Source organism: uncultured Devosia sp. (genome assembly GCF_964244875.1).
In the GTDB taxonomy this organism is placed as follows: Bacteria; Pseudomonadota; Alphaproteobacteria; order Rhizobiales; family Devosiaceae; genus Devosia.
Map to the genome: position 1 here is coordinate 15,756 of NZ_CAXTKA010000017.1, position 20,590 is coordinate 36,345.

Annotated in this window: 21 protein-coding genes; 8 read left to right on the forward strand and 13 right to left on the reverse strand. The window is 63.1% G+C overall.

Features of this window, described 5'->3' with window-relative positions:
* The first annotated feature begins 215 nt into the window (after positions 1–215).
* Positions 216–1,643, forward strand: a complete 1,428-nt coding sequence (locus tag ACFE8X_RS16305; RefSeq protein ID WP_375452551.1) for a glutamate synthase subunit beta — start codon at positions 216–218, stop codon at positions 1,641–1,643.
* A 12-nt stretch (positions 1,644–1,655) separates the two neighbouring features.
* Here ACFE8X_RS16305 and ACFE8X_RS16310 read toward each other — a convergent pair whose 3' ends face one another.
* The 6 genes from ACFE8X_RS16310 to ACFE8X_RS16335 all read right to left on the reverse strand — a co-directional run bounded on the left by ACFE8X_RS16310 (position 1,656) and on the right by ACFE8X_RS16335 (position 8,076).
* Positions 1,656–2,819, reverse strand: coding sequence for a DUF459 domain-containing protein (locus ACFE8X_RS16310; protein WP_375452552.1), 1,164 nt, complete (start codon positions 2,817–2,819; stop codon positions 1,656–1,658).
* A gap of 70 nt (positions 2,820–2,889) precedes the next feature.
* The gene (locus ACFE8X_RS16315; RefSeq protein ID WP_375452553.1) at positions 2,890–4,101 is read right to left on the reverse strand and encodes a lytic murein transglycosylase; all 1,212 of its coding nucleotides are present in this window, start codon (positions 4,099–4,101) and stop codon (positions 2,890–2,892) included.
* A 29-nt stretch (positions 4,102–4,130) separates the two neighbouring features.
* Complete coding sequence (gene galE / locus ACFE8X_RS16320) at positions 4,131–5,117, reverse strand: UDP-glucose 4-epimerase GalE (RefSeq protein WP_375452554.1); 987 nt, start codon at positions 5,115–5,117, stop codon at positions 4,131–4,133.
* Positions 5,118–5,204: 87 nt separating this feature from the next.
* Complete coding sequence (locus ACFE8X_RS16325; RefSeq protein WP_375452555.1) at positions 5,205–6,503, reverse strand: outer membrane beta-barrel protein; 1,299 nt, start codon at positions 6,501–6,503, stop codon at positions 5,205–5,207.
* Between the two features lie 118 nt (positions 6,504–6,621).
* The gene (locus ACFE8X_RS16330) at positions 6,622–7,071 is read right to left on the reverse strand and encodes an NfeD family protein (protein WP_375452556.1); all 450 of its coding nucleotides are present in this window, start codon (positions 7,069–7,071) and stop codon (positions 6,622–6,624) included.
* Between the two features lie 9 nt (positions 7,072–7,080).
* Complete coding sequence (locus ACFE8X_RS16335; RefSeq protein ID WP_375452557.1) at positions 7,081–8,076, reverse strand: SPFH domain-containing protein; 996 nt, start codon at positions 8,074–8,076, stop codon at positions 7,081–7,083.
* Positions 8,077–8,208: 132 nt separating this feature from the next.
* Here ACFE8X_RS16335 and ACFE8X_RS16340 point away from each other — a divergent pair, with 132 nt between their 5' ends.
* Complete coding sequence (locus tag ACFE8X_RS16340; RefSeq protein WP_375452558.1) at positions 8,209–9,072, forward strand: Ku protein; 864 nt, start codon at positions 8,209–8,211, stop codon at positions 9,070–9,072.
* A gap of 1 nt (position 9,073) precedes the next feature.
* Entirely contained in the window at positions 9,074–11,674 is a 2,601-nt protein-coding gene (gene ligD / locus ACFE8X_RS16345; protein ID WP_375452559.1) for a DNA ligase D, read from the forward strand.
* A gap of 11 nt (positions 11,675–11,685) precedes the next feature.
* Here ligD and modB read toward each other — a convergent pair whose 3' ends face one another.
* From modB to eda, 4 genes are all read right to left on the reverse strand, one after another.
* Complete coding sequence (gene modB / locus ACFE8X_RS16350; RefSeq protein WP_375452560.1) at positions 11,686–12,351, reverse strand: molybdate ABC transporter permease subunit; 666 nt, start codon at positions 12,349–12,351, stop codon at positions 11,686–11,688.
* A 13-nt stretch (positions 12,352–12,364) separates the two neighbouring features.
* Positions 12,365–13,099 (reverse strand): molybdate ABC transporter substrate-binding protein, encoded by a 735-nt coding sequence (gene modA / locus ACFE8X_RS16355; protein WP_375452561.1) that lies wholly within the window; start codon positions 13,097–13,099, stop codon positions 12,365–12,367.
* Positions 13,100–13,164: 65 nt separating this feature from the next.
* Positions 13,165–13,530 carry a winged helix-turn-helix domain-containing protein gene (locus tag ACFE8X_RS16360; protein ID WP_375452562.1) on the reverse strand — a complete coding sequence of 122 codons (366 nt, stop codon included), beginning with the start codon at positions 13,528–13,530 and terminating at the stop codon, positions 13,165–13,167.
* 3 nt (positions 13,531–13,533) lie between these two features.
* Positions 13,534–14,169, reverse strand: a complete 636-nt coding sequence (eda, locus tag ACFE8X_RS16365; protein WP_375452563.1) for a bifunctional 4-hydroxy-2-oxoglutarate aldolase/2-dehydro-3-deoxy-phosphogluconate aldolase — start codon at positions 14,167–14,169, stop codon at positions 13,534–13,536.
* A gap of 137 nt (positions 14,170–14,306) precedes the next feature.
* Here eda and nadA point away from each other — a divergent pair, with 137 nt between their 5' ends.
* Entirely contained in the window at positions 14,307–15,374 is a 1,068-nt protein-coding gene (gene nadA, locus ACFE8X_RS16370) for a quinolinate synthase NadA (protein WP_375452564.1), read from the forward strand.
* Here the strand turns inward: nadA and ACFE8X_RS16375 are convergent.
* Positions 15,371–15,904, reverse strand: a complete 534-nt coding sequence (locus tag ACFE8X_RS16375) for a hypothetical protein (RefSeq protein WP_375452565.1) — start codon at positions 15,902–15,904, stop codon at positions 15,371–15,373. The two genes, nadA and ACFE8X_RS16375, sit on opposite strands and share 4 nt — an antisense overlap.
* Here ACFE8X_RS16375 and ACFE8X_RS16380 point away from each other — a divergent pair.
* Genes ACFE8X_RS16380 through ACFE8X_RS16390 form a run of 3 tightly spaced genes read left to right on the forward strand, consistent with a single transcriptional unit; the run spans position 15,888 to position 18,076 of the window.
* Positions 15,888–17,474, forward strand: a complete 1,587-nt coding sequence (locus ACFE8X_RS16380) for an L-aspartate oxidase (RefSeq protein WP_375452566.1) — start codon at positions 15,888–15,890, stop codon at positions 17,472–17,474. The genes ACFE8X_RS16375 and ACFE8X_RS16380 overlap by 17 nt on opposite strands.
* 49 nt (positions 17,475–17,523) lie before the next feature.
* Positions 17,524–17,787: a type II toxin-antitoxin system ParD family antitoxin gene (locus ACFE8X_RS16385; RefSeq protein ID WP_375452567.1), complete on the forward strand. Its 264-nt coding sequence runs from the start codon at positions 17,524–17,526 to the stop codon at positions 17,785–17,787.
* Entirely contained in the window at positions 17,777–18,076 is a 300-nt protein-coding gene (locus tag ACFE8X_RS16390; RefSeq protein ID WP_375452568.1) for a type II toxin-antitoxin system RelE/ParE family toxin, read from the forward strand. Before ACFE8X_RS16385 ends, ACFE8X_RS16390 begins: the two co-directional genes overlap by 11 nt.
* A gap of 3 nt (positions 18,077–18,079) precedes the next feature.
* On the opposite strand, the gene ACFE8X_RS16395 is transcribed toward ACFE8X_RS16390, so the two are convergent.
* Together ACFE8X_RS16395 and ACFE8X_RS16400 are read right to left on the reverse strand one after the other, a co-directional pair.
* On the reverse strand, positions 18,080–18,934 hold the full coding sequence (locus ACFE8X_RS16395) for a c-type cytochrome (RefSeq protein ID WP_375452569.1): 855 nt from the start codon (positions 18,932–18,934) through the stop codon (positions 18,080–18,082).
* A gap of 99 nt (positions 18,935–19,033) precedes the next feature.
* Positions 19,034–19,981 carry a carbohydrate kinase gene (locus ACFE8X_RS16400; RefSeq protein ID WP_375452570.1) on the reverse strand — a complete coding sequence of 316 codons (948 nt, stop codon included), beginning with the start codon at positions 19,979–19,981 and terminating at the stop codon, positions 19,034–19,036.
* A gap of 207 nt (positions 19,982–20,188) precedes the next feature.
* Here ACFE8X_RS16400 and ACFE8X_RS16405 point away from each other — a divergent pair, with 207 nt between their 5' ends.
* The gene (locus ACFE8X_RS16405) at positions 20,189–20,581 is read left to right on the forward strand and encodes a hypothetical protein (RefSeq protein ID WP_375452571.1); all 393 of its coding nucleotides are present in this window, start codon (positions 20,189–20,191) and stop codon (positions 20,579–20,581) included.
* Positions 20,582–20,590: the final 9 nt, after the last annotated feature.

A 20,590-nucleotide genomic window follows, 5' to 3' on the forward strand; every position in this document is an offset into this window, starting at 1 on the left:
TTCCAGGGGGAGGATCAAGGTGGGGGTCTTTCCGACCAAATCGGGACTCTCCAGCCCCCACCCAGCCTCCCCCTGGAAGGGGGAGGAGCCTCTCCACGCAGCTGGCACGATCCAGTCCAATCCACCACGTTCCACCTCCCCCTCGATGGGGGAGGCCGGGAGGGGGTGGGGCCGCATGCACCGCACCATCGACATCAATTCTAGGGAGCAAAGCCATGGGTAAAGTCACCGGCTTTCTCGAAATCGAGCGCGAAGAGCCACGCTATGAGCCGGCCTCCGACCGCATCCGCCATTTCGGCGAATTCACCATTCCCATGTCCGAAGGCCGCATCGTCGACCAGGCGGCCCGCTGCATGGATTGCGGCATTCCCTTCTGCCACGGCGATACCGGCTGCCCGGTCAACAACCAGATACCCGATTGGAACGATCTGGTTTTCAACGGCGATTGGGAAGAAGCCGCGCGCAACCTGCACTCGACCAACAACTTCCCCGAATTCACCGGCCGCATCTGCCCCGCCCCCTGCGAGGAAGCCTGCACGCTCAATCTCGAGGACGTGCCCGTCGCCATCAAGACCGTCGAGCAGGCCATCGCCGACCGCGCCATCCGCAACGGCTGGGTCAAGCCGCAGCCGGCGGCGCACAAGACCGGCAAGTCGGTTGCGGTTGTCGGCTCCGGCCCCGCCGGCATGGCCGCCGCCCAGCAGCTCGCCCGCGCCGGTCACGACGTTCACCTTTATGAACGCGAACCCAAGGCCGGCGGGTTGATGCGCTACGGCATTCCCGATTTCAAGATGGAAAAGGATCACATCGATTTCCGCGTCGAGCAGATGACCGCCGAAGGCGTCATTTTCCACTACAATGAGAACGTCGGCGTTACCCGTCCGTTAGCACAACTGCAGCAACAGCATGATGCGGTGCTCCTCGCGGGCGGCTCCGAACACCCTCGCGATGTCGATGCGCAAGGCGTCCATCTGGCGGGCGTCAAATTCGCCATGCCCTTTCTCGTCCAGCAGAATCGGCGCCTGGGCGGCGAGGATATTTCGGGAGAACAGCTGCTGTCGGCCGCCGGCAAGCACGTCGTCGTCGTCGGCGGTGGTGACACCGCAAGTGACTGTGTCGGCACATCTTTTCGCCAGGGCGCCATCGCTGTCACCCAGCTCGACGTGCGCGCCCAGCCCCCCGAACTCGAGAACAAGCTGACCAATTGGCCCAATTGGGCGGTCAAGATGCGCACCTCCTCTTCACAGGCCGAAGGCGCCATCCGCGAATTCGCCGCCGGCACCATGAAGATCATCGGCAACGCCAAGGGCCACGTCACCGGCGTCGAATGCGCCCGCGTCGATCGCCGGCGCCAACCCATTGCTGGAACTGAGTTTATTATCAAGGCCGACCTGGTTCTGCTCGCCATCGGCTTCGCTCATCCCATCCACGAAGGCATGCTGGCCGAACTCGGCGCCCGGCTCGACCCCCGCGGCAATCTCTTCGCCGATACCTTCAGCTACAAGACCAGCGTCGACAAGGTCTATGCCGCCGGCGACATGCGCCGCGGGCAATCCCTCGTGGTCTGGGCCATTCGCGAAGGCCGCCAGGCCGCCCGCGCGATCGATAAAGACTTGATGGGCAAGACAGATTTGCCGCGCTGAGCCTTGCCGGGCCTAGCGTCCGGCAGCATTCTCCACGGTCTCGGCAGGATCGACCCCCACGCCGAACGCATCCACGCGGCCCATCGGCGCGCGCATCAATTGCTCCAGCGTGAACGGCGCCGCCGGCGGCGCCACGCTGCCCGCGCTCAGCAGGTCCCCGGCGCGGTTGGGCGAACGCGTCAGCGGAATGACCGCACCGGCCACCTCCAGCAACCGGATCTGCCCCAATCCTTGATAAGGCAATCGCACCATTGCCGCGGCATCGGTACCCGCCAGCGGATCGCCCACCTCCACCGTCATCCCGCCCCCGCGATAAAACGTGCGGATCGACTGGCTCAGGTAAAAGGCCAGCTTGTCGGCGCCGGCCGAGGAAAAATGGATACCGTCATCCTTGCGCATCCGGGCGCTCTGCCCGTTGACATCTGGGCCATAGGACGAAAACTTTCCGTCCTCGCCCAGAAAACGCTCATAGATATCAAGATATTCCGCGCCGCTCGAAAAACTGGCCAGCCGCTGTATCGCGCTGATCTGCGCCAGGGCCGCCGAATATTCGGTCTTGCTCATGGGCGGCAGGCCGATCCAGATCACTGGCTTGCCCGCCGCCCGCAGCTTATCGAGAAAGCTCACCAGCCGCCTTTGATAGGCCGCTTTCCAGCCTTCGCTCAGTGCCGGATAGCTCTGCCCGTCCGCGCTGATCTCCTGACGGTCGTTGACGCCGATCATCACCACCGCCAGATCGAAGCTATTGGCCGCGATCTGCTCGGCCACCGCCTTGTCCCAGTCGAAATAGTCGGCACGCACGAAGCCGGACGATCCCACCCCCTGGTCGATCACCACCAGATTGGGATCGTCCGCGTAAAACCGCTCCAACCCCTTGCTCAGGTCCACCGCCATGGAGTCCCCGAACACCGCTAGCCTGGTGGCGTTCTGCGCCTTGCTCACTTCGGGCAGGGGCGGCGGCAAGCTGGCTGTGGGCCGCGGCGTGGTCCGCCGTGGCTGCTGCGGCTGCTCCACCGGTGGCGCCGCCGCCGGCTCCTCCCCAAACAGCAGGTCGAACAGGGTGCGCCGCTTTTGGTCCTGCGCCACGACCATCGTGCCAGAATCCTGTGCGAACACCGGCGCGATGTCGACCACGACCAGGCTGAACAGAACGATGGCGGCAATGACGCGGATCATATCGGTCCTTGAAAAATCCCCCGATTTCTAACGCATCGGCGCCATCCGAGCCAGTTCGCTCACGCCGAACTTATCGTGTCGCCGCCACGAGGTCCTCATAGGCGGCCCGGGTAATGAACCCATCGGCGACCTCCCCCCGCGCCGCCTGGAACCGCGCATAGGCCTGCTGGCTGATCGGCCCGATCCGCCCGTCCACCGCGCCCCGGTACAGCCCCAGATCGATCAGCGCCTGCTGAATGCCCTTGCGCTGCCCCAGATCGGGAAACACCGTCTGGCGTGGCCAGTCATCGACGAACCCGCCGCCGCCCTTCAGCCGATCGGCCAGATGCGCCACCGCCATGGCATAGCTGTCCGAGAAATTATATCCCTTCAGCACCAGGTAGTTCTGCGTCATCAGGAATTTCGGCCCGTCCTTGCCTGCCGGCACGTAGAGGAAAACCGGCATGCCGGCGTCCGCAAAGGCCCGCCCGTTGACCCTGGTGATCCCCCGCTCGGCGAAAAACGACACCGGCCGCAAGCTGTCCCGGCTCGCCAGCAGATAGTCGAACCCCGCCGGCACCGTGACCTCGAACCCCCAGTCCGCCCCGGGCAAATATCCTAGACCCCGCAGATAGACGGCGCTCGTCGCCAGCGCATCGGCCAACGAATGCTGCAGATCCACCTGACCGTCCCCATCGCCGTCCGTGCCGTATTTGAGCACATTGGATGGATTGACCTGCAAATGCCCGATCGCCCCGGCCCATGATCCGACGAGGCTCTGCCCATCCAGCGGCCCCTGCTGCACCAGCAACAGCGCTGCGATCAAATCACCCTCATCCTCAGCCAGCCTTGTACGCCGCTGATGCACCAGCGTTGCCAGCGAGCGCACGATCGGCCGGATCAGCCCGGGATCGTCCAGCACCGCGCCGAAATCGGTTTCAATCCCCCAGATCGCCCCCAGGATATACGGATCGACGCCGTAATGCGCTCCAACCGCCGCGAACAACTGCCCATTGCGCTCGATCGCTGCCTTGCCGCGCGCCACCCGTCCAGCGCTGACCCGCCCTTCGATATAGTCCCAGATCGGCGTGGTGAATTCAGGCTGTCCGCTGACCAGCGCCGGCATTTTGGGATCGGGCGTCAACCCGCCCATCGCCGCCCGATAAATATTCTGGCTCACCCCCGCCGCGACGGCTTTACTCTCGAAACCGGCAATGAAGCTCTGGAAACTCTCGACCGGTTGCGCCCTCGCCGCCGATGCCAAAAGCAGCGACAGCAACACCGCGACGATAGTCTTGGTCATGAACACGATCCCCACCCGACGGGCAATGTCTAGCGGTTGCGCACCATCAGATGCCGCTCCCATGCATAGGCCGACTCCACGATTTCGCGCAGATCGTCATGCTGTGGCATCCAACCAAGCATGGAGCGGACTTTTGCGCCTGTCGCCGTGACCGAAGCCGGATCGCCCGGCCGGCGCGGGCTTTCATCTACCTGAAAGTCGACACCCGAAACCGACTTGACCGTGTCGACCACCTGGCGCACCGAATAACCCTGCCCATAGGCGCAATTGAGCGTCGTGCTGTCGCCGCCCCCGCGCAGATGCTTGAGCAACAGCGCATGGGCCGCAATCAGGTCGGTCACATGGATGTAGTCGCGCACGCAGGTGCCGTCCGGCGTTTCGTAATCGGTGCCAAAGATGTCCATTTTCGCACGTTGACCCAGCGCCGTCTGCGCCGCCACCTTGATCAGATGGGTCGCGAATGGCGTCGATTGTCCGCTGCGCTTGCCTGGATCGGCACCCGCGACGTTGAAATAGCGCAGCACGCCATAGGTGATCGGATGCGCCGCCGCCACATCGGCCAGCATCCACTCGGTCATCAGCTTGGAGCGGCCATAGGGTGACATGGGCGACAGCGGCGTCTCCTCTACCACCGGCGCCAGGCCCGTCATGCCATAGACCGCCGCCGTGGACGAGAAAATGAAATGTTTCACCCCGGCTTTGACCGCCGCCTCCAGCAGATTGCGCGAAATCGCAGTATTGTTGGCGTAATACTTGAGCGGATCGACCACCGATTCCGGCACCACGATGGAGCCGGCAAAATGGATGATCTCGGTGATGCCGTGCTCCCCCACTAGGCGTTGCACCAGTTCGACATCTCCAGCCGAGCCTTGCACGAACTGCGCCCGTCCGTCGATCGCCCAGTCAAAGCCCGTGACCAGATTGTCGAGCACGACCACGCGCTCTCCGGCATCGGTCAGGTTGAGCACCATATGGCTGCCGATATAGCCGGCGCCGCCGGTAACGAGGACTGCCATGGGTAACTCCAACCGCTGGGACGCTGACTGCGCACTACTATGGCGAAGAAGTTGAAATAGCTTTACGGCGAAATTCCAAATCCAACCCTAACGCGCCACCGTGACCCCGAGGGTAACCCGGTGGCTATCTTCAGGACCGTCCGTTGCGGAGTTCGAATAATCATAGCCGTAATCGGCGGTGAGCGCCGTATGGGCGTTCAGGTTATAGTCGGCGCCAAGCCCATAGCCATGGCCGGTTTCGGTATCACCGCCACCATCGAACCGGGCCGTTTTCCAATCGGCCAATGCGCGCAACACCAGCCAGGAATTGACCGTGTAGTTGACGTCGGCATTGACCGCATATTGCACCCGCGTCGTCCCTTCGGCGTCTGGTCCCGGTGGGGCGATGTCGGTTGCAAGACCCGCCGTAAACCGCCAGGTGGGATCGGGGGTGAACACCAACCGCGCATCATAGAGTTGCGATCGCACATCGCCCAGGCTGGCCGCATCGAACCGGCGCAGGCCCAACCCGACCGAGGCTTCGGCGGCCAGGACGCTGCTCCATTGTCCAGCTACGCCGGTCTTGATCGACCAATTGGTAGCATCGGGCCTGAGCAGCAGTACCGACGAGGGATGATCGAACGCCTCGCGCCCGAGGCCAGCTTCCGCGAACACCTCAAAGATCGGTGTCGCCTGAAAGCCGATGCGCAAGCCGCTGTCCAGCGTCCACAAATCCTGTTCGCTATTGTCCCGCACCACGCCACCACTGAGCGTCGTGTCGCCATATATCGAGCGCTCGATACCCCCGGTTACTCCCACATTGAAGCGCCCGAACTGCCGCGTGATCCCACCATCGACACTGCCGACGATAGTTTGCGGCGCCTCCACGATATCGCTGTCCAGCCCGGGCGTACCCGACCGCTCCCGTGTCACCGACAGATCGGCATTGGCCTCCAGCGCCGTCACGCTGTCGACCGCATAACCGGTCGTCAGCCCCAGCCGCAAGCCACTGACATTGATTTCGCCGTCGACCGGCTGGTCGATCTCCGCGCTGGCGTCCAGCGCAATCTGTGAGCGCGACCCGACATGCTCGAGATTGACCTCGGGCACCAGCAGCACGTCATACTGTTCGCCATCATCCGTCGTGGTATAGGCGCCGCGCAATGCCACGGACCAGTCGATGTTGAAGTAGGGGTCATAGGGCTCGCGCAGCCCGCCAAAATCGATCGGCAACGCCTCGGTCGGGGTCGCCGGATAAACTCCTGGCAACAGCCGCAGATTGTCTGTACCCGAACCGTCACCACCACCCAGGCGCGATTGTCCCAGCACCGGACCGGCCAATCCCAACACGCACAGCACGCTGGCAGCGCCGCATTGCCCGATCTGCAGGAATGACCGCAAGGGCAAGGACCTGGCTCCCATCATGAATAACGCGGACGCACCCCGCCGGGCGCGTAATAACCGCGTCGCGATCCTTGCAGCTTATGGTTAACGAACTCTTTCGGAATGTCTGACGGCCCGCCCGCTAGATCGCCTCGATCCTGAGCACGGCGCCCTCATTGCCGATGATCCTGATGCGCTGTCCGGCGGGCAGGTCGGGACCGGCGATCCGCCATACCGTATCGTCGAGCACGAGCCGGCCGAACCCGCCCACCAGCGGTTCGGTCAGCACGCCCTCCTGCCCTATGAAGCGATCGGCGCGGCGGTTGAGATAGGGGCGATCGCTCTGCACGACCCGGCCGCGTTGCCAGCGCAGCCAGGCAAAGATCGACAGCAGGGACAGCAAGCCGAAGATCAGCCACTGCAGCGGCCAGGCAATGGGCTGGAACAGCACCATCAGGCCGGTGACGACCCCTGCCACGCCCATCCATAACAGGAAGCCGCCCGGCGCCACCAATTCGAGCGCCAAAAGGATAATGCCGGCCACCATCCACGACCAGGCGCCATAGCCGCCGATGAAGTCGATGAGCTGCATCGCGCGCCCTCAGCTTTGCCCGGGCGTAACGGAAGGCGGGCGGCCCCTGCGCGGCGTGCTCGGGGAGGAGCCGCCAAAGGTCTCGCGGGCAATTTCGGCAATGCCGCCGATCGAGCCGATGACGCTGGCCGCTTCCAGCGGCAGCATCAGGACCTTCTGGTTGGGCGAGGTCGCGATCCCCTCCAGCGCCTTGATGTAATTATTGGCCACGAAATAGTTGATCGCCTGCACGCTGCCGCTGGCAATGGCCTCGCTGACCATGCTGGTCGCCTTGGCTTCCGCCTCCGCCGAGCGTTCCCGTGCTTCGGCATCGCGGAACGCTGCTTCCTTGCGGCCCTCGGCTTCCAGCACCTGCGCCTGCTTGGCGCCCTCGGCCTGCAGGATTGCGGACTGCCGGCGCCCCTCGGCTTCCAGGATCGCGGCGCGCTTTTCGCGTTCCGCCTTCATCTGCCGGCCCATCGAATCCACGAGATCCTTGGGCGGATCGATATCCTTGATCTCGATGCGGGTAATCTTGACGCCCCAGGGCGATACGGCGGTATCCACCACCTTGAGCAGGCGATGATTGATCTCGTCGCGGTTGGACAGCAGTTCGTCCAGGTCCATCGAGCCCATCACCGTGCGGATATTGGTCATGGTCAGGTTAAGGATGGCGTTTTCTAGATTGGACACCTCATAGGCCGCCGCCGCGGCATCCAGAATCTGATAGAACGTCACGCCATTGGCCGTGATCGAGGCATTGTCGCGCGTGATCACCTCCTGGTGGGGCACGTCGAGCACCTGTTCCATGACGTTGATCTTTTTGCCGATGCCATCGATGAACGGCACGATAACATTGAGGCCCGGCTTGAGCGTGCGGGTATATTTGCCGAACCGCTCGACCGTGAAATTATAGCCCTGCGGCACCGTCTTGGCGCCGGCGAACAGCACCAGCAGCGCCAGGATGCCGAGCCCGATCAGCGTAATGCTCAGCCCATCGAGCGCGAAGCCCCCCAATATGTCCATCGCTGATTCTCCCTTGGTCTTCATGGGCGGGAGCTTATGGTTGCGTTTGGTTGCGCGCAACGGCGCGCGGGCGGGAACGAAGCCCTGTTCGCAACCGTTGCTGGCAGGAGCAAACCACGCCAAGAGCCCGCCATGCCAGCGTCACGTCCCATCTGGAAAGGCCAATTGCGGCTTTCCCTCGTTTCCATCGCCGTCGAGCTCTACACGGCCACCAAGACCAATGCCAAGCCGTCCTTCCGCCAGATCCACGAACCCACCGGCAAGCCCATCAACTATGAAAAAGTGGTGGCTGGCGTCGGTCCCGTGGATAAGGACGAGATCATGAAAGGCTTCGAATACGAAAAGGGCGACTATGTGCTGCTGACCGACGACGAGATCGACGCGGTCAAGCTCGAAACCCGCAAGACGCTGGAGCTCACCCAGTTCGTCGGCGCCTGCGAGATCGACCCCATCTATTACGACAAGCCCTATTTCGTCGTGCCTGCCGACGAGCTGGCCGAGGACGCCTTTCGCGTCATCCGCGATGCCCTGCGCCAGAGCCAGAAGGTCGGGCTGGGCCAATTGGCCCTGCGCGGCAAGGAATATCTCGTTGCCATCAAGCCCACCGGCACCGGGCTGCTGCTCGAAACCCTCCATTACGAGGAGGAAATCCGCAAATCCGATCCCTTCTTCTCAGAAATTTCCGCTAAGAAGGCCGACCCGGACCTGCTGGAGGTCGCCACCGCCCTGATCGACAAGAAAACCGCCAAGTTCGACGCCAAGATCTTCAAGGACCACTACCAGGCCGCATTGCGCGAACTGATCGCCCGCAAGCTCAAATCCAAGGGCAAGAAAATCTCCACCCGGGACGAACCCGCCCAGACCAAACCGACCGGCTCCAACGTGGTCGATTTGATGGCAGCGCTGAAATCGAGCCTGGAAGGCGGATCGAGCCCCAAGCCCGCGCCGGTCAAAAAGCCCGCCCCTAAGGCCGCACCGCGCAAGAAGGCCAGCTGACATGGCGGGCAAAGCTGAAACCCTGCTCAAGGAATACCAGGCCAAGCGTGATTTCGCCAGGACGCAAGAGCCCTCGGGCGACGCTGCCGCCGACGTGGGCGAACAACCCAGCCTGAAATTCGTCGTCCAGAAACACGATGCCACCCGCCTGCACTTCGATTTTCGCATCGAGCTCGACGGCGTGCTGAAAAGCTGGGCCGTCACCAAGGGCCCCTCCGACAATCCCGCCGACAAGCGCCTGGCCGTCCGCGTCGAGGACCACCCGCTCGATTACGGCACGTTCGAGGGTACCATTCCCGAGGGCGAATATGGCGGCGGCACGGTCATGCTCTGGGACGAGGGTACCTGGGAGCCGCTGCAAGGCGATCCGCATGACGGGCTTGCCTCGGGCGATCTCAAGATGCGCCTGCACGGCCATCGCATGCAGGGCGAATGGGTGCTGGTGCACATGAAAGGCCGCGACACCAGCCGCAAATCCGGCCCGGCCCGCGAGAACTGGCTTTTGATCAAACATCAGGACGACTACAGCAAGGACGCCGAGACGCTGGTGCCCCGCTTCACCACCTCGGTCTCCACCGGCCGCGATCTGGCCGACATTGCCAAGGGTCTCAAGCCGAAAAGAAAGACTGCCACCCCGGCCGATGCCGTCTGGCATTCCGACCACGACAAGGCCGTGGACAACCCGGTCCCGCCTCCCAGGGCAAAGGCGAACAAACGCGGCAAGGCCGCTACGGTGCCCGCGTTCCAGGCGCCCCAGCTCGCCACCCTGGTCGCCGAAGTCCCGGCGGGAAGCGACTGGATATTCGAGATGAAGTATGACGGCTATCGCTGCCTCGCCGCCGTGGCTGGCGATCAGCTCAAGCTCTACACCCGCACCGGCAAGGACTGGTCCAACCAATTCGACGCCATTGCCGCGCCCCTTCGCAAGTTGACCCCCGGCACCGCGCTGATCGATGGCGAACTTTGCGCGTTCGACGGCAAGGGACGCACCGATTTTTCCACGCTCAAGGACCATCTGTCGACAGGCGGAGCGCTGACCTATTTCGTCTTCGACCTGCTCGAACAGGACGGCGAGGATTTGCGTGCGCTGCCTTTGCTGGAGCGCAAGGCTCGCCTTCAAAAGCTGCTCGGTCCCATCGAGAAATCGTCGCTGGTGCAGTTTTCCGCGCACGTGACCGGCAATGGCCAGAAAGTGTTCGACGCCATCTGCGCCGAGGGCCATGAAGGCATCATCGCCAAGCAGGCCAATGCCCCCTATCGCGGCGAGCGCACCAGGGGCTGGCTCAAGGTCAAATGCGCCAAGCGGCAGGAATTCGTCATCGCCGGCTGGTCGCCGTCGACAAAAAAGAAGAGCTTTGCTTCCTTGCTGATCGGCACCTGGGAAGACGGCAAGCTGATCTATCGCGGCCGCGTCGGCACCGGCTTTACCGTCGAGATGGCCGATGCGCTGCAGCAACAGCTTGATGCCCGTGCCCGCAACACCAACCCCTTTGCCCAGGTCCCCCGCCCCATCGCCCGCAACGCCCGCTGGGTGGCGCCCGAACTGGTCGCCGAAATCGGCTACGCCGAGTTCACCCCCGATGGCGTCTTGCGCCACCCCTCATTCCTCGGCTTGCGCGAAGACAAGCCGGCCGCCCAAATCGCCCTTGAAACCCCTGCTGTGCCTGACGACGCGCCGACCGAGGCGCTGCACAGCAAGGCCGGCATCCTGGCGGCCCAAGCCGCCGGCATCCACTTCACCAGTCCAGATCGCATCATCTATCCAGGCCAGGGCGTGACCAAGGGCGACCTTGCCGCCTACTATGCAGCCGTCGCCGACCGCATGCTGCCCTATATCGAAAACCGCCCCCTGAGCCTGCTGCGCTGCCCGCAGGGCCGGGCCAAATATTGCTTCTTCCAGAAGCATGACACCGGCGGTTTCCCCGATGTCATGAAGTCCATCCTGATCACCGAAAAGGACGGCCAGAAGGAAGATTATTTTTACCTCGATAACCTCGCGGGCCTGCTCGGCGGCACGCAGATGAATGTGCTCGAATGGCATCTGTGGGGCGCGCGCGCCAAAGACATCGAGAAGCCCGAGCGTATCATATTCGACATCGACCCCGACGAGGGCCTGGGTTTCGAGCATGTCCGCGACGCCGCCCGTGATATCGCCAAAATGCTCGAGGATCTGGGCCTGCACAGCTATCCCCTTATTAGCGGTGGCAAGGGCGTTCACGTCATCGCGCCCCTGGTGCCCAAGCTGGAATGGCCCGACATCAAGGCTTTCTGCAAAGGCATCGCCCAGCGGCTCGCCGACCGGGAGCCCGACCGCTTCGTCGCCAATATGAGCAAGGCCAAGCGCAAGGGAAAGCTGTTCATCGACTATCTGCGCAATGAGCGCGGCTCCACTGCCATCGCCCCCTGGTCCAGCCGCTCCCGCCAGGGCGCACCAGCCGCGGTACCGGTGAGCTGGAAGGAACTGCCCTCCATCAAGGCCGCCAACCAGTTTACCCTCGCGGCGGCCGCCAAACGCGCCCAGAAGCCCGATCCCTGGACTGATTACTTTTCCACGACGCAAACCGTTACCAAGGCGATGCTGGACGAGGTGACAGGTAGCTAGGGCAGTGGTAATTACGAGCGTCGATCCACCGTCATGGTCACCGCGATGACCACGAAGGCGAAGACCACCATGCCCAGCGCCAGCACATGGGCGGTGTTCCATTCGAGCCGCTCGACATAATCATAGATCGAGATCGACAGCACCTTGGTCTGACCCGGAATATTGCCCCCGATCATCAGCACCACGCCAAACTCGCCCACCGTATGGGCGAAGGTCATTACCGCGCCGGTCATATATCCCGGTCGCGCCAGCGGCAGCGCCACCCGCACGAACCGCTGCCAATTGCTGGCACCCAAGCACGATGCCGCCTCCAGCGGCTCGTCCCCGATGGCGGCAAAAGCGTTGCGCAAAGGCTGGACCATAAAGGGCATGGAATAAAACACCGAGCCGGTGACCAGGCCGCCAAACGAGAAAGCCAGTGTCCGTCCGCCCCAAAAGCCGGCGATCCAACCGCCGGGCCCGTAAGGACCAAGCGCCAGCAGCAGGTAGAACCCGAGGACGGTGGGGGGCAGAACCAGCGGCAGCGCCACCACTGCGCCCACCAGTTCGCGACCGGCCCATTGACTACGAGCCAGCCACCAGGCGATCGGCGTACCGACCAGCGATAGGATGAGCGTATTGATCCCGGCCAAAGTCAGCGTCAGGCTGATCGGTGGCCAGAGTTCGGCAACGCTCATTCGACCAGGCCCGCTATTTTACGCTGTAACCCGACGCTTCTATCACAGCCATGGCGGCGTCGCTCTTGAGGAAATCGAGGAAATCTGTCGCGGCCTTGTTCTCGGCGCCAGTCTTGAGCAGCACCGCGTCCTGATTGATCGGTTCGTGCAGTTGCGCCGGCACGATCCAGACATGGTCCTTGCCGATCACCTGGCTAGCCGCGACGAAGCCAATCTCGGCATTGCCGCTGTCCACGAACTGCAGCGTCTGCGTGATGTTCTCGCCGGTGACGAACTTGGGCGTCATCGCCTCCAATAAGCCCAGCTTGGTCAGCGATTCGATCGCGGCCAGGCCATAGGGCGCCGTCTTTGGATCGGCGATGGCGATCTTGGCAAACGCATCGGCCTTGAGCACTGCTTCGCCATCGCTCACATCAATGGCGGTGCTGTAAAGTGCCAGCGAGCCGATCGCATAGGTGAACACCGAGCCCTCCACGCCCAGCCCATCGGCCACGGCCTTGGCCGGGCGCGTATCGTCGGCCGCAAGCAGGATGTCGAACGGTGCGCCTTGGCTGATCTGGGTATAAAGCGCTCCAGTTGCACCAAAGCTCAGCGTCACTTCATCGCCGGTCTCGGTCTTGAATGCCTCGGCCAGCTTTTCGGCGACCGCGGTAAAGTTGGCTGCCACCGCAACGCTTGCCGTCTCGGCATAGGCCTGCGGCACGAACAACACGCCCAGCAATACGCCTCCGGCCAAAATCTTGTGCATCTTCGATCCCGATATGTTTGAAGAACAATATCGGTTCTGGCAAACGCCGGACCAGCCCGCAAGCGTTATTTCTGCGCGGACATATCGATGAGCTGCCGCAAGGCACTCACATCCTGGGCAATGGCACTTCGCGTTTTGTCTTGCATGGCCCGGTAATGGGCTAAAACTTGTGCTCCCGCCGCAGTCAACTGCGCGCCTTGCCCGCTACCGCCGCGGCTCGCCTCCACCAAAACCAGGCCAAACCCGGTATTGAGCGCCTGCACCAGCCCCCAGGCCCGCTTGTAGCTCATGCCCATCGCCTTGCCGGCGGCAGCGATGGAGCCGGTCTTGCCGATCTGTTCCAAAAGGTCGGCCCGTCCCGGCCCCAGATATGCCGTTTCGCTCAGCGTGACCCGCAGATGCGTCAGGCCATCCACCGGCACCGGGGCCATCGCCTAGCCTCGAAGGCCCGAAGCTTCGTGTGCCAGTGTCTCGATCCGCGCCCAATCGCCCGATGCCAGCGCATCGGCTGGCATCATCCAGGAGCCGCCCACACAGATGACGTTGGGCAGTGCGAGGTAGCTCCTGGCCTTGACCGGATCGAGCCCGCCGGTGGGGCAGAACCTGATATCGGCAAGCGGGGATGCAAATGCCTTGAGTACCGGAGCGCCGCCCAGCGCCTCTGCTGGAAAGAATTTCAGGAAACTGTAGCCGCGATCGCTGGCTGTCATCGCCTCGCTGGGTGTTCCGATACCCGGCAACAGGGGAATGCCGATATCGTCGGCGGCATCCAGGATGCGTGGCGAAATGCCCGGCGACACCATGAACCGGCATCCCGCATCCACCGATTGCTGCATGTGGATGGCGTTGCGCACCGTACCCGAACCCACGATCGCCCCCTTGACCTTGGCCATTTCCGCTATCACCTTGAGCGCATTGGGCGTGCGCAGCGTCACCTCCAGGATCGGCAGGCCCCCCGCCACCAGCGCTTCAGCCAACGGTCGAGCCTGCAACACGTCGTCGAGGATGATGACCGGCACCACGGGGGCCAACGACAGGATGGCGCGGATCGCTTCGGCGTCTTGGGGCATGATGCACTCCCGCTTGGGTCAAGGCTTATGCAGGAACGGTTAGGGGTTAGGCAAAAATCCCGCAACCCTCTTGATTGAAACCGAAGGTGAAAATCCCTAGGTTCCCTCTCGCGCCCCTGGCTCGCGAGGCTGATTGAATGGTTCAGACGATAAATGCCCTCACGCCTCTTGCCGACGCCAGGGCCATTCTTGGCCAGTGCTATGACCTGAAATTTTCCAAGGCCATCGAGCGCGCCACCGATAAGGTGTTCGAGCGCGTCAAGGACAAGATTCCTCAGATCGAATGGAGCTTTTATGCGCCGCTGATCTTTGCCATCAACCGGCTGAAACGGGAGAAGGACGCGGTCATCCTGGCCCACAATTACCAGACCCCGCAAATCTATCACGGCGTCGCCGACATCGTCGGCGATAGCCTGCAACTGGCCATTGAGGCCACCAAGGTCAAGCAATCGGTCATCGTGCAGTGCGGCGTCCACTTCATGGCCGAAACCTCCAAACTCCTCAATCCCGACAAGACAGTACTGATCCCCGACAGCCGCGCCGGCTGCTCGCTGGCCTCTTCGATCACCGTCGAGGACGTGCTGGCGATGAAAGCCATGTATCCGGGCGTACCGGTCGTGACCTATGTCAACACTTCGGCGGCGGTCAAAGCGGTGACCGATGTCTGCTGCACGTCCTCCAATGCCGCGGACATCGTCAACCGGATCGAGGGCGATACCGTGATCATGATCCCCGACCAGTTCCTGGCGCAAAACACCGCCAAAAAGACCCACAAGAAGATCATCACCTGGGCCGGCGCCTGCGAGGTGCACGAAACCTTCACCGCCGAGGACATTTCCGAACTGCGCCACGCCTATCCCACGGCCAAGATCATTGCACATCCCGAATGCCCGCCTGAAGTCATCGATGCCGTGGATTTTTCCGGTTCGACGGCGGCGATGATCGACTGGGTCAAGACCGAGAGACCCGCCCGCGTCGTCATGGTCACCGAGTGCTCGATGTCCGACAATGTCGCATCCGAAACCACTGGCGTCGACTTCCTGCGCGGCTGCAATATCTGCCCGCACATGAAGCGCATCAATCTTGAAAATGTGCTGTGGTCGCTCCACACCATGACCGAGGAGGTCACGGTCGATCCCGCCATCATCGCACCGGCCCGGCTTGCCGTCGAGCGCATGATCGACATGAGCCGCAAGGGCGATTAGCGGCCAAGGGCATAGCGGCGATGGTAGGCCAGAAACGCAGTACCGGGACGAAACATCGCTTCGTCCGGCACCAGCAGCCCAACTCGCAACCCCGCCAGCACCCGTTGATCCAGCAAATGGGGATGCGGCACGACGATGCGATAGTCGTCTTCCACGGCGATCAGCCCTTCGCGGAACGGCCGCGCCAGCGAATGCACCACCGGCAGATAATTTTCAATCGCGAGTGGGCCGCCCTGCTCGCGCGGCTGAATGGCCTCCACCTCGAGCTCGGCATGCAGTTCCAACGCGGGCGCCCCGAAATGCGCGCCGGTCAGGGCGCAACGATACCCGTAGCTGACCAGCACCAGCTGATAGAGACTGCTATAGGCATCCAGACCATGGTCCGCGGCAAACCCGCGTTGGGCCTCTTCGCCCATGCCATCATCATCGGTATCAATCACCACGCGCCCCATTTTTTCCACGGCGATGACCTTACGTAGAAGAACCGGGCTTGCAAGCGGGACAATTCCTATCATGACCACCTTCGACAACACCCTTGATGCCGATGGCGCCCTGATCGTCGGGGCGGGGCTCGCGGGCTTGTTCTGCGCCCTCAAGCTGGCGCCCTGTCCGGTAACCGTCCTGTCGCCCAAGCCACTCGGCTTTGGTGCTTCCTCGGCCTGGGCGCAGGGCGGGGTCGCCGCGGCGGTGGGCGAGGGCGACACCAGCCACGCCCATGCGATCGATACCGAGATGGCCGGCGCGGGCATTGTCGATCACGGCATTGCCGAGGCGGTCACCGCCGAAGCCGCCGCCCGCATCGAGGATCTCGCGCGCTGGGGCACCCCGTTCGATCGCGACGATTTCGGCCATTACGCGCTGGGTCGCGAAGCCGCCCATTCGGCCAATCGTATCGTCAAGGTCGAGGGCGACCGGGCCGGCTGGGCCATCATGCAGGCCATCATCGCCGAGGTGCGCCGCACGCCATCCATCCGCGTGGTGGAGGGCATCACCGCACTCAGCCTGGCCCGCGACAATGGCCGCATCGTCGGGGTGTTCGGACGCCGCCTGGGCGACCGCTATTCCGAACCGGTGTTCATTCGCGCCCGCGCGACGGTTCTGGCCGCCGGCGGGCTGGGCGGGCTTTATGCCGTTACCACCAATCCACCTGGCGTGCGCGGGCACGCCATGGGCATGGCGGCCCGTGCCGGTGCCTTGATCGGGGATGCCGAGTTCGTGCAATTCCACCCCACCGCTATCGCTACGGGCGCTGATCCGGCGCCCCTCGCCACCGAAGCCCTGCGCGGCGAAGGGGCCATCCTGGTCAACGATATGGGCGAGCGCTTCATGCCCGCTTTGCACCCCGATGCCGAACTGGCGCCCCGCGACGTTGTCGCCCGGGCCAATTTCCGGCAAATCCAGGCGGGCCGGAAAGTCTTCCTCGATACCCGTCAAGTGCTGGGCGAAGCTATTCTCACCCGTTTTCCCACTGTCGCCAAATATTGCCTCGAAGCCGGCATCGATCCGGTCACGGGAATGATCCCGGTTGCCCCTGCCGCCCATTTCCACATGGGGGGCGTCAAGGTCGATGAGCGCGGACGCTCTTCCCTACCCGGCCTTTGGGTCTGCGGCGAAGCCAGTTGCACCGGCCTTCACGGCGCCAATCGGCTTGCTTCCAATTCCCTGCTCGAGGCCACGGTCTATGGTGCCCGGATCGCCCAGGACATCGGCGGGCTCGAACCGGTGGGCAATCTGGCGCCGTTCAAGGGCATTGCCTGGAACGAAGCCGAGGGTGAAAAGGCTGAACAGGTGCTGCGCGACCTGCCTGCCGTTCAAAAGCTGCGCCGCATCATGACGGACCTGGTCGGCGTCGAGCGCGATGCCGAGGGCCTCAAGCAGGCATTGCAGGACATCGCTTGGCTTGAAACCCGCGCCGAACACGTCACCAGCGCCTATCTCAACATGACCACCTCGGCGACCCTGGTTGCTGCGGCCGCCCTCAAACGCACGGAAAGCCGGGGTGGCCATTTCCGCAAGGACTTTCCCGACACGGACGAAAGCTGGGAACACCACACCACGATGACGCTGGACGAAGCCTTGGTCATCCGCGCTGGGGCTTGAACGACTTACCCTGCGATACTATCATAAAACGATAATGACGAGGACTACTATGCCATCCAGCTATTCGATCGGCGACCATTACGAAGCCTTTGCCCGCGACCTGGTCGCGTCCGGCCGCTATGCCAGCATCAGCGAAGTGCTGCGCGACGGTCTGCGCCTGATGGAAGAACGCGAGGCCCTGCGCGCTTGGAAGCTCACCGAGCTCAAGAAGGCAATCCAGGATGGGCTGGACAGCGGGGAGCCCGAGCCATGGGATGTCGAGGACATTATTGCCAAGGCGAAAGCTCGCAAGGCAATAGACAATGCCGCTTGAGATAAATCGCAGTCCAAAAGCGGAGCGGGACGCTTTCAGCATTTGGGACTATATCGCTCCCCACAATCCGACAGCGGCAGAGAAGATGCTACGGCGAATTGACAAGGCCATTCAGATGCTTGCCGAACGACCGGGAAACGGGCGTTCTTACGAAGAATTCGGCACAGGAGTCCGCATTTTTCCGGTCGATAACTACATGGTCTTCTACCGCCACTCGGACACCATATTGACCGTCATCCGCATCCTTCATGCAGCCCGCGACATGACGCCAGACCTCTTCACCGACTGACACTCATTCATCCAGCAGATATTCCGCAATCGCCGCGCGATCGGCGTCCGTCCATTGCGAGGTGCCATCGGCGATGACCTCGCCCATGGACCCGCCCAGAACGTCGAAGCCGGGCGTGAAGCCGTCCATCAGCGTTTGTGCCAGGGTGGCGGCATCGTAGCCATCCTCAAGCAAGGCATCGCGCGTGATTGCCGGCGCTTTACCACCGGTGCCGCCGGGCGAGCCGGTAAATGCCTTGTCCCATTCCACCGCGCCCAGCACATTGCGTGGCGAGTGGCAGGCAACGCAATGGGCCGGCCCGAACGCGAGATACTTGCCGCGATTGTACGGCTCGGATTTCCCCGCCTCTGGCACGAAGCGGGCCGGCTTGAAAAACAAGTTCTTCCATCCTGCCATGATCGGCCGGAAACTGAACGGAAACGGGATCTGGCTGGCCGCCGCCGGCGCGCTCACCGGCTCGGTCGCCATCAACGCCGCGTAGAGATCCGCGATCTCCTGATCGCTCATCAAGGTGTAGTTTTCATAGGGAAAGGCTGGATAAAGATGCCCCTGTGGTCCCACGCCATTGCTCATGGCGTCGGAGAATTGCGCCAGCGTCCACCGGCCAATGCCTGCCGTGGGATCGGAGGTGATATTGGGCGGCACAAACGTGCCGAACTGGGTAACCAGCCCCATGCCGCCCGACAGAAATGCCCGGCCGCTCTGCCCATCGGTGTGACAGGCGACGCACCCACCCAGCCGGATGAGGTAATTGCCGCGCTCCACATCGCCGACAAGGCTCAAGTCGCGCGCCGGGCCAATCACCGGCTTGAGCAGATAGGCCCCCGCGCCGATCCCCAAAACGACCACCAGGCCCAAGACCCACATCCACCGCCGCATCACCGCCCCCGACTTGCCGAACCTGACCAGAGCAGAGCCGGGGCCCGGAGACAATAAACGAGACCGTTAGCGCGCCAATTACGGCATGCCGAGCACGGCATCGACCTCCTGCCGGGTCGGCGGCTTGCAGCCGATCTGCCCGCAATTGAGCCCGGCAACGACCGCACCGAACCGCAATGTTTTTGCCAGCGCCGCATCGTCGAGCCGCCCCAGGGCGCCGGGCTTGAGTACCCCGGTTTCGTCCAGCCAGGTCAGGATACCCGCCATCAGGCTGTCGCCGGCGCCCACCGTGTCGCCAAACACCGGCGGCGACCAGATCTCGGCCTTGCCGCGTCCCTGGGCCGTGAACGCCAGCGAGCCCCCTTCGCCCAGGGTCACCACCACCAATTTGCAATTGGGCCTCGCCAGCAGGCCTTCGATATGCTGCTCGATACTGAGTGCCGGATCAAAATGGGCTAGATCCTCGTCCGACACCTTAATGAGATGCGCTTTGTTCAAAAACCCGTTGAGCCGGCCGATATAGCCGTCGCGATCCGTCACCAGCAGGTCACGCCAGTTGACATCCACCGAGATCACCGCCCCGCGCCCGATGGCGGCATCCACGACCTCCAGCCAGATCGCCGCGTCCTCGGGCTCGATCGGGCAAAACCCACCAGTCTGGTACAGGCCTAGATCCTGCGGCAACGCCGCCAGCAGTGCCGCGCGGCTAAAGGCCCGCTCGGCGCCGCGGGTGAATTTATAGCTGGCCTGCATCTTGTCGTTGAAGCTCACCTCGGCCGTGGTGGTCGGCGCCACCACGCGCTGCTCGATCAACACAGCGACGCCGGCCTCCGCCAGCGGCACCAGCAGCGTGTCGCCAAAGGCATCGGTGCTGATCGGGCACAAAAACCCGGTATCATTGCCTAATTTGCTCAGCGCAATGGCGCAATTATAGGGCGAGCCGCCCGGATGGGCGATGCGGCGGCTGCCGGCCGCGCGCGTTTCGGGCACCAGATCGATCAGACTTTCCCCACCAACGACAAACATCTTCGCTCCCGTGTCCGGCGCCCTTACGCCCATGATTGGCCAGCCACATAGCATTTTTGGCCGCCATGTCACCAGCCGCGCGAGCCGATGCTTGTCCTGTCCGCGCGAGTTTACCTTTGTTGCCGCCGCTCGGGATTAAAACTGTCTGCCCGGTGTTGATCTGCATGCAGGCGGTCATCACGGCCCCTGCTTTCCGGAGGAAATCTCATGACGATCCGTATGCTTCTGGCCGGCGCCGCGGCGCTGGCCCTGTTTGCCGCCCCCGCCTTGGCCGAAGACTATGTCGGCGGCGCCGTCAAGACCGCCGAAATCGGCGGCAAGCAAGTGCTGACCGATGCCAACGGCATGACCCTTTACGTCTTCGACAAGGATGCAGCCGGCAAATCCAATTGCAATGGCGAATGCGCTGTCAAATGGCCCCCTTTGATGGCCGCCGCCGATGCCGCCGACAATGGCGAGTTCACCGTCGTCACCCGCGATGACGGCACCAGGATGTGGGCGCATGAAGGCCTGCCGCTCTATTATTGGTATGAAGACACTAAGGCTGGCGACACCGGTGGTGACGGCGTCGGCGACGTCTGGCATCTTGCCGTCGACTGATCCAGCCGG

What these genes read in the sequence shown, in the direction of transcription:
- ACFE8X_RS16310 (WP_375452552.1), bottom strand. Translation starts at nt 2,819, where the DNA reads ATGATCCGCGTCATTGCCGCCATCGTTCTGTTCAGCCTGGTCGTGGTC.
- ACFE8X_RS16400 (WP_375452570.1), bottom strand. Translation starts at nt 19,981, where the DNA reads ATGTTTGTCGTTGGTGGGGAAAGTCTGATCGATCTGGTGCCCGAAACG.
- ACFE8X_RS16385 (WP_375452567.1), top strand. Translation starts at nt 17,524, where the DNA reads ATGCCATCCAGCTATTCGATCGGCGACCATTACGAAGCCTTTGCCCGC.
- ACFE8X_RS16330 (WP_375452556.1), bottom strand. Translation starts at nt 7,071, where the DNA reads ATGCAGCTCATCGACTTCATCGGCGGCTATGGCGCCTGGTCGTGGATG.
- eda (WP_375452563.1), bottom strand. Translation starts at nt 14,169, where the DNA reads ATGCCCCAAGACGCCGAAGCGATCCGCGCCATCCTGTCGTTGGCCCCC.
- ACFE8X_RS16405 (WP_375452571.1), top strand. Translation starts at nt 20,189, where the DNA reads ATGACGATCCGTATGCTTCTGGCCGGCGCCGCGGCGCTGGCCCTGTTT.
- nadA (WP_375452564.1), top strand. Translation starts at nt 14,307, where the DNA reads ATGGTTCAGACGATAAATGCCCTCACGCCTCTTGCCGACGCCAGGGCC.
- ACFE8X_RS16360 (WP_375452562.1), bottom strand. Translation starts at nt 13,530, where the DNA reads ATGGCCCCGGTGCCGGTGGATGGCCTGACGCATCTGCGGGTCACGCTG.
- modA (WP_375452561.1), bottom strand. Translation starts at nt 13,099, where the DNA reads ATGCACAAGATTTTGGCCGGAGGCGTATTGCTGGGCGTGTTGTTCGTG.
- modB (WP_375452560.1), bottom strand. Translation starts at nt 12,351, where the DNA reads ATGAGCGTTGCCGAACTCTGGCCACCGATCAGCCTGACGCTGACTTTG.
- ligD (WP_375452559.1), top strand. Translation starts at nt 9,074, where the DNA reads ATGGCGGGCAAAGCTGAAACCCTGCTCAAGGAATACCAGGCCAAGCGT.
- ACFE8X_RS16305 (WP_375452551.1), top strand. Translation starts at nt 216, where the DNA reads ATGGGTAAAGTCACCGGCTTTCTCGAAATCGAGCGCGAAGAGCCACGC.
- ACFE8X_RS16380 (WP_375452566.1), top strand. Translation starts at nt 15,888, where the DNA reads ATGACCACCTTCGACAACACCCTTGATGCCGATGGCGCCCTGATCGTC.
- galE (WP_375452554.1), bottom strand. Translation starts at nt 5,117, where the DNA reads ATGGCAGTCCTCGTTACCGGCGGCGCCGGCTATATCGGCAGCCATATG.
- ACFE8X_RS16340 (WP_375452558.1), top strand. Translation starts at nt 8,209, where the DNA reads ATGCCAGCGTCACGTCCCATCTGGAAAGGCCAATTGCGGCTTTCCCTC.
- ACFE8X_RS16335 (WP_375452557.1), bottom strand. Translation starts at nt 8,076, where the DNA reads ATGGACATATTGGGGGGCTTCGCGCTCGATGGGCTGAGCATTACGCTG.
- ACFE8X_RS16315 (WP_375452553.1), bottom strand. Translation starts at nt 4,101, where the DNA reads ATGACCAAGACTATCGTCGCGGTGTTGCTGTCGCTGCTTTTGGCATCG.
- ACFE8X_RS16390 (WP_375452568.1), top strand. Translation starts at nt 17,777, where the DNA reads ATGCCGCTTGAGATAAATCGCAGTCCAAAAGCGGAGCGGGACGCTTTC.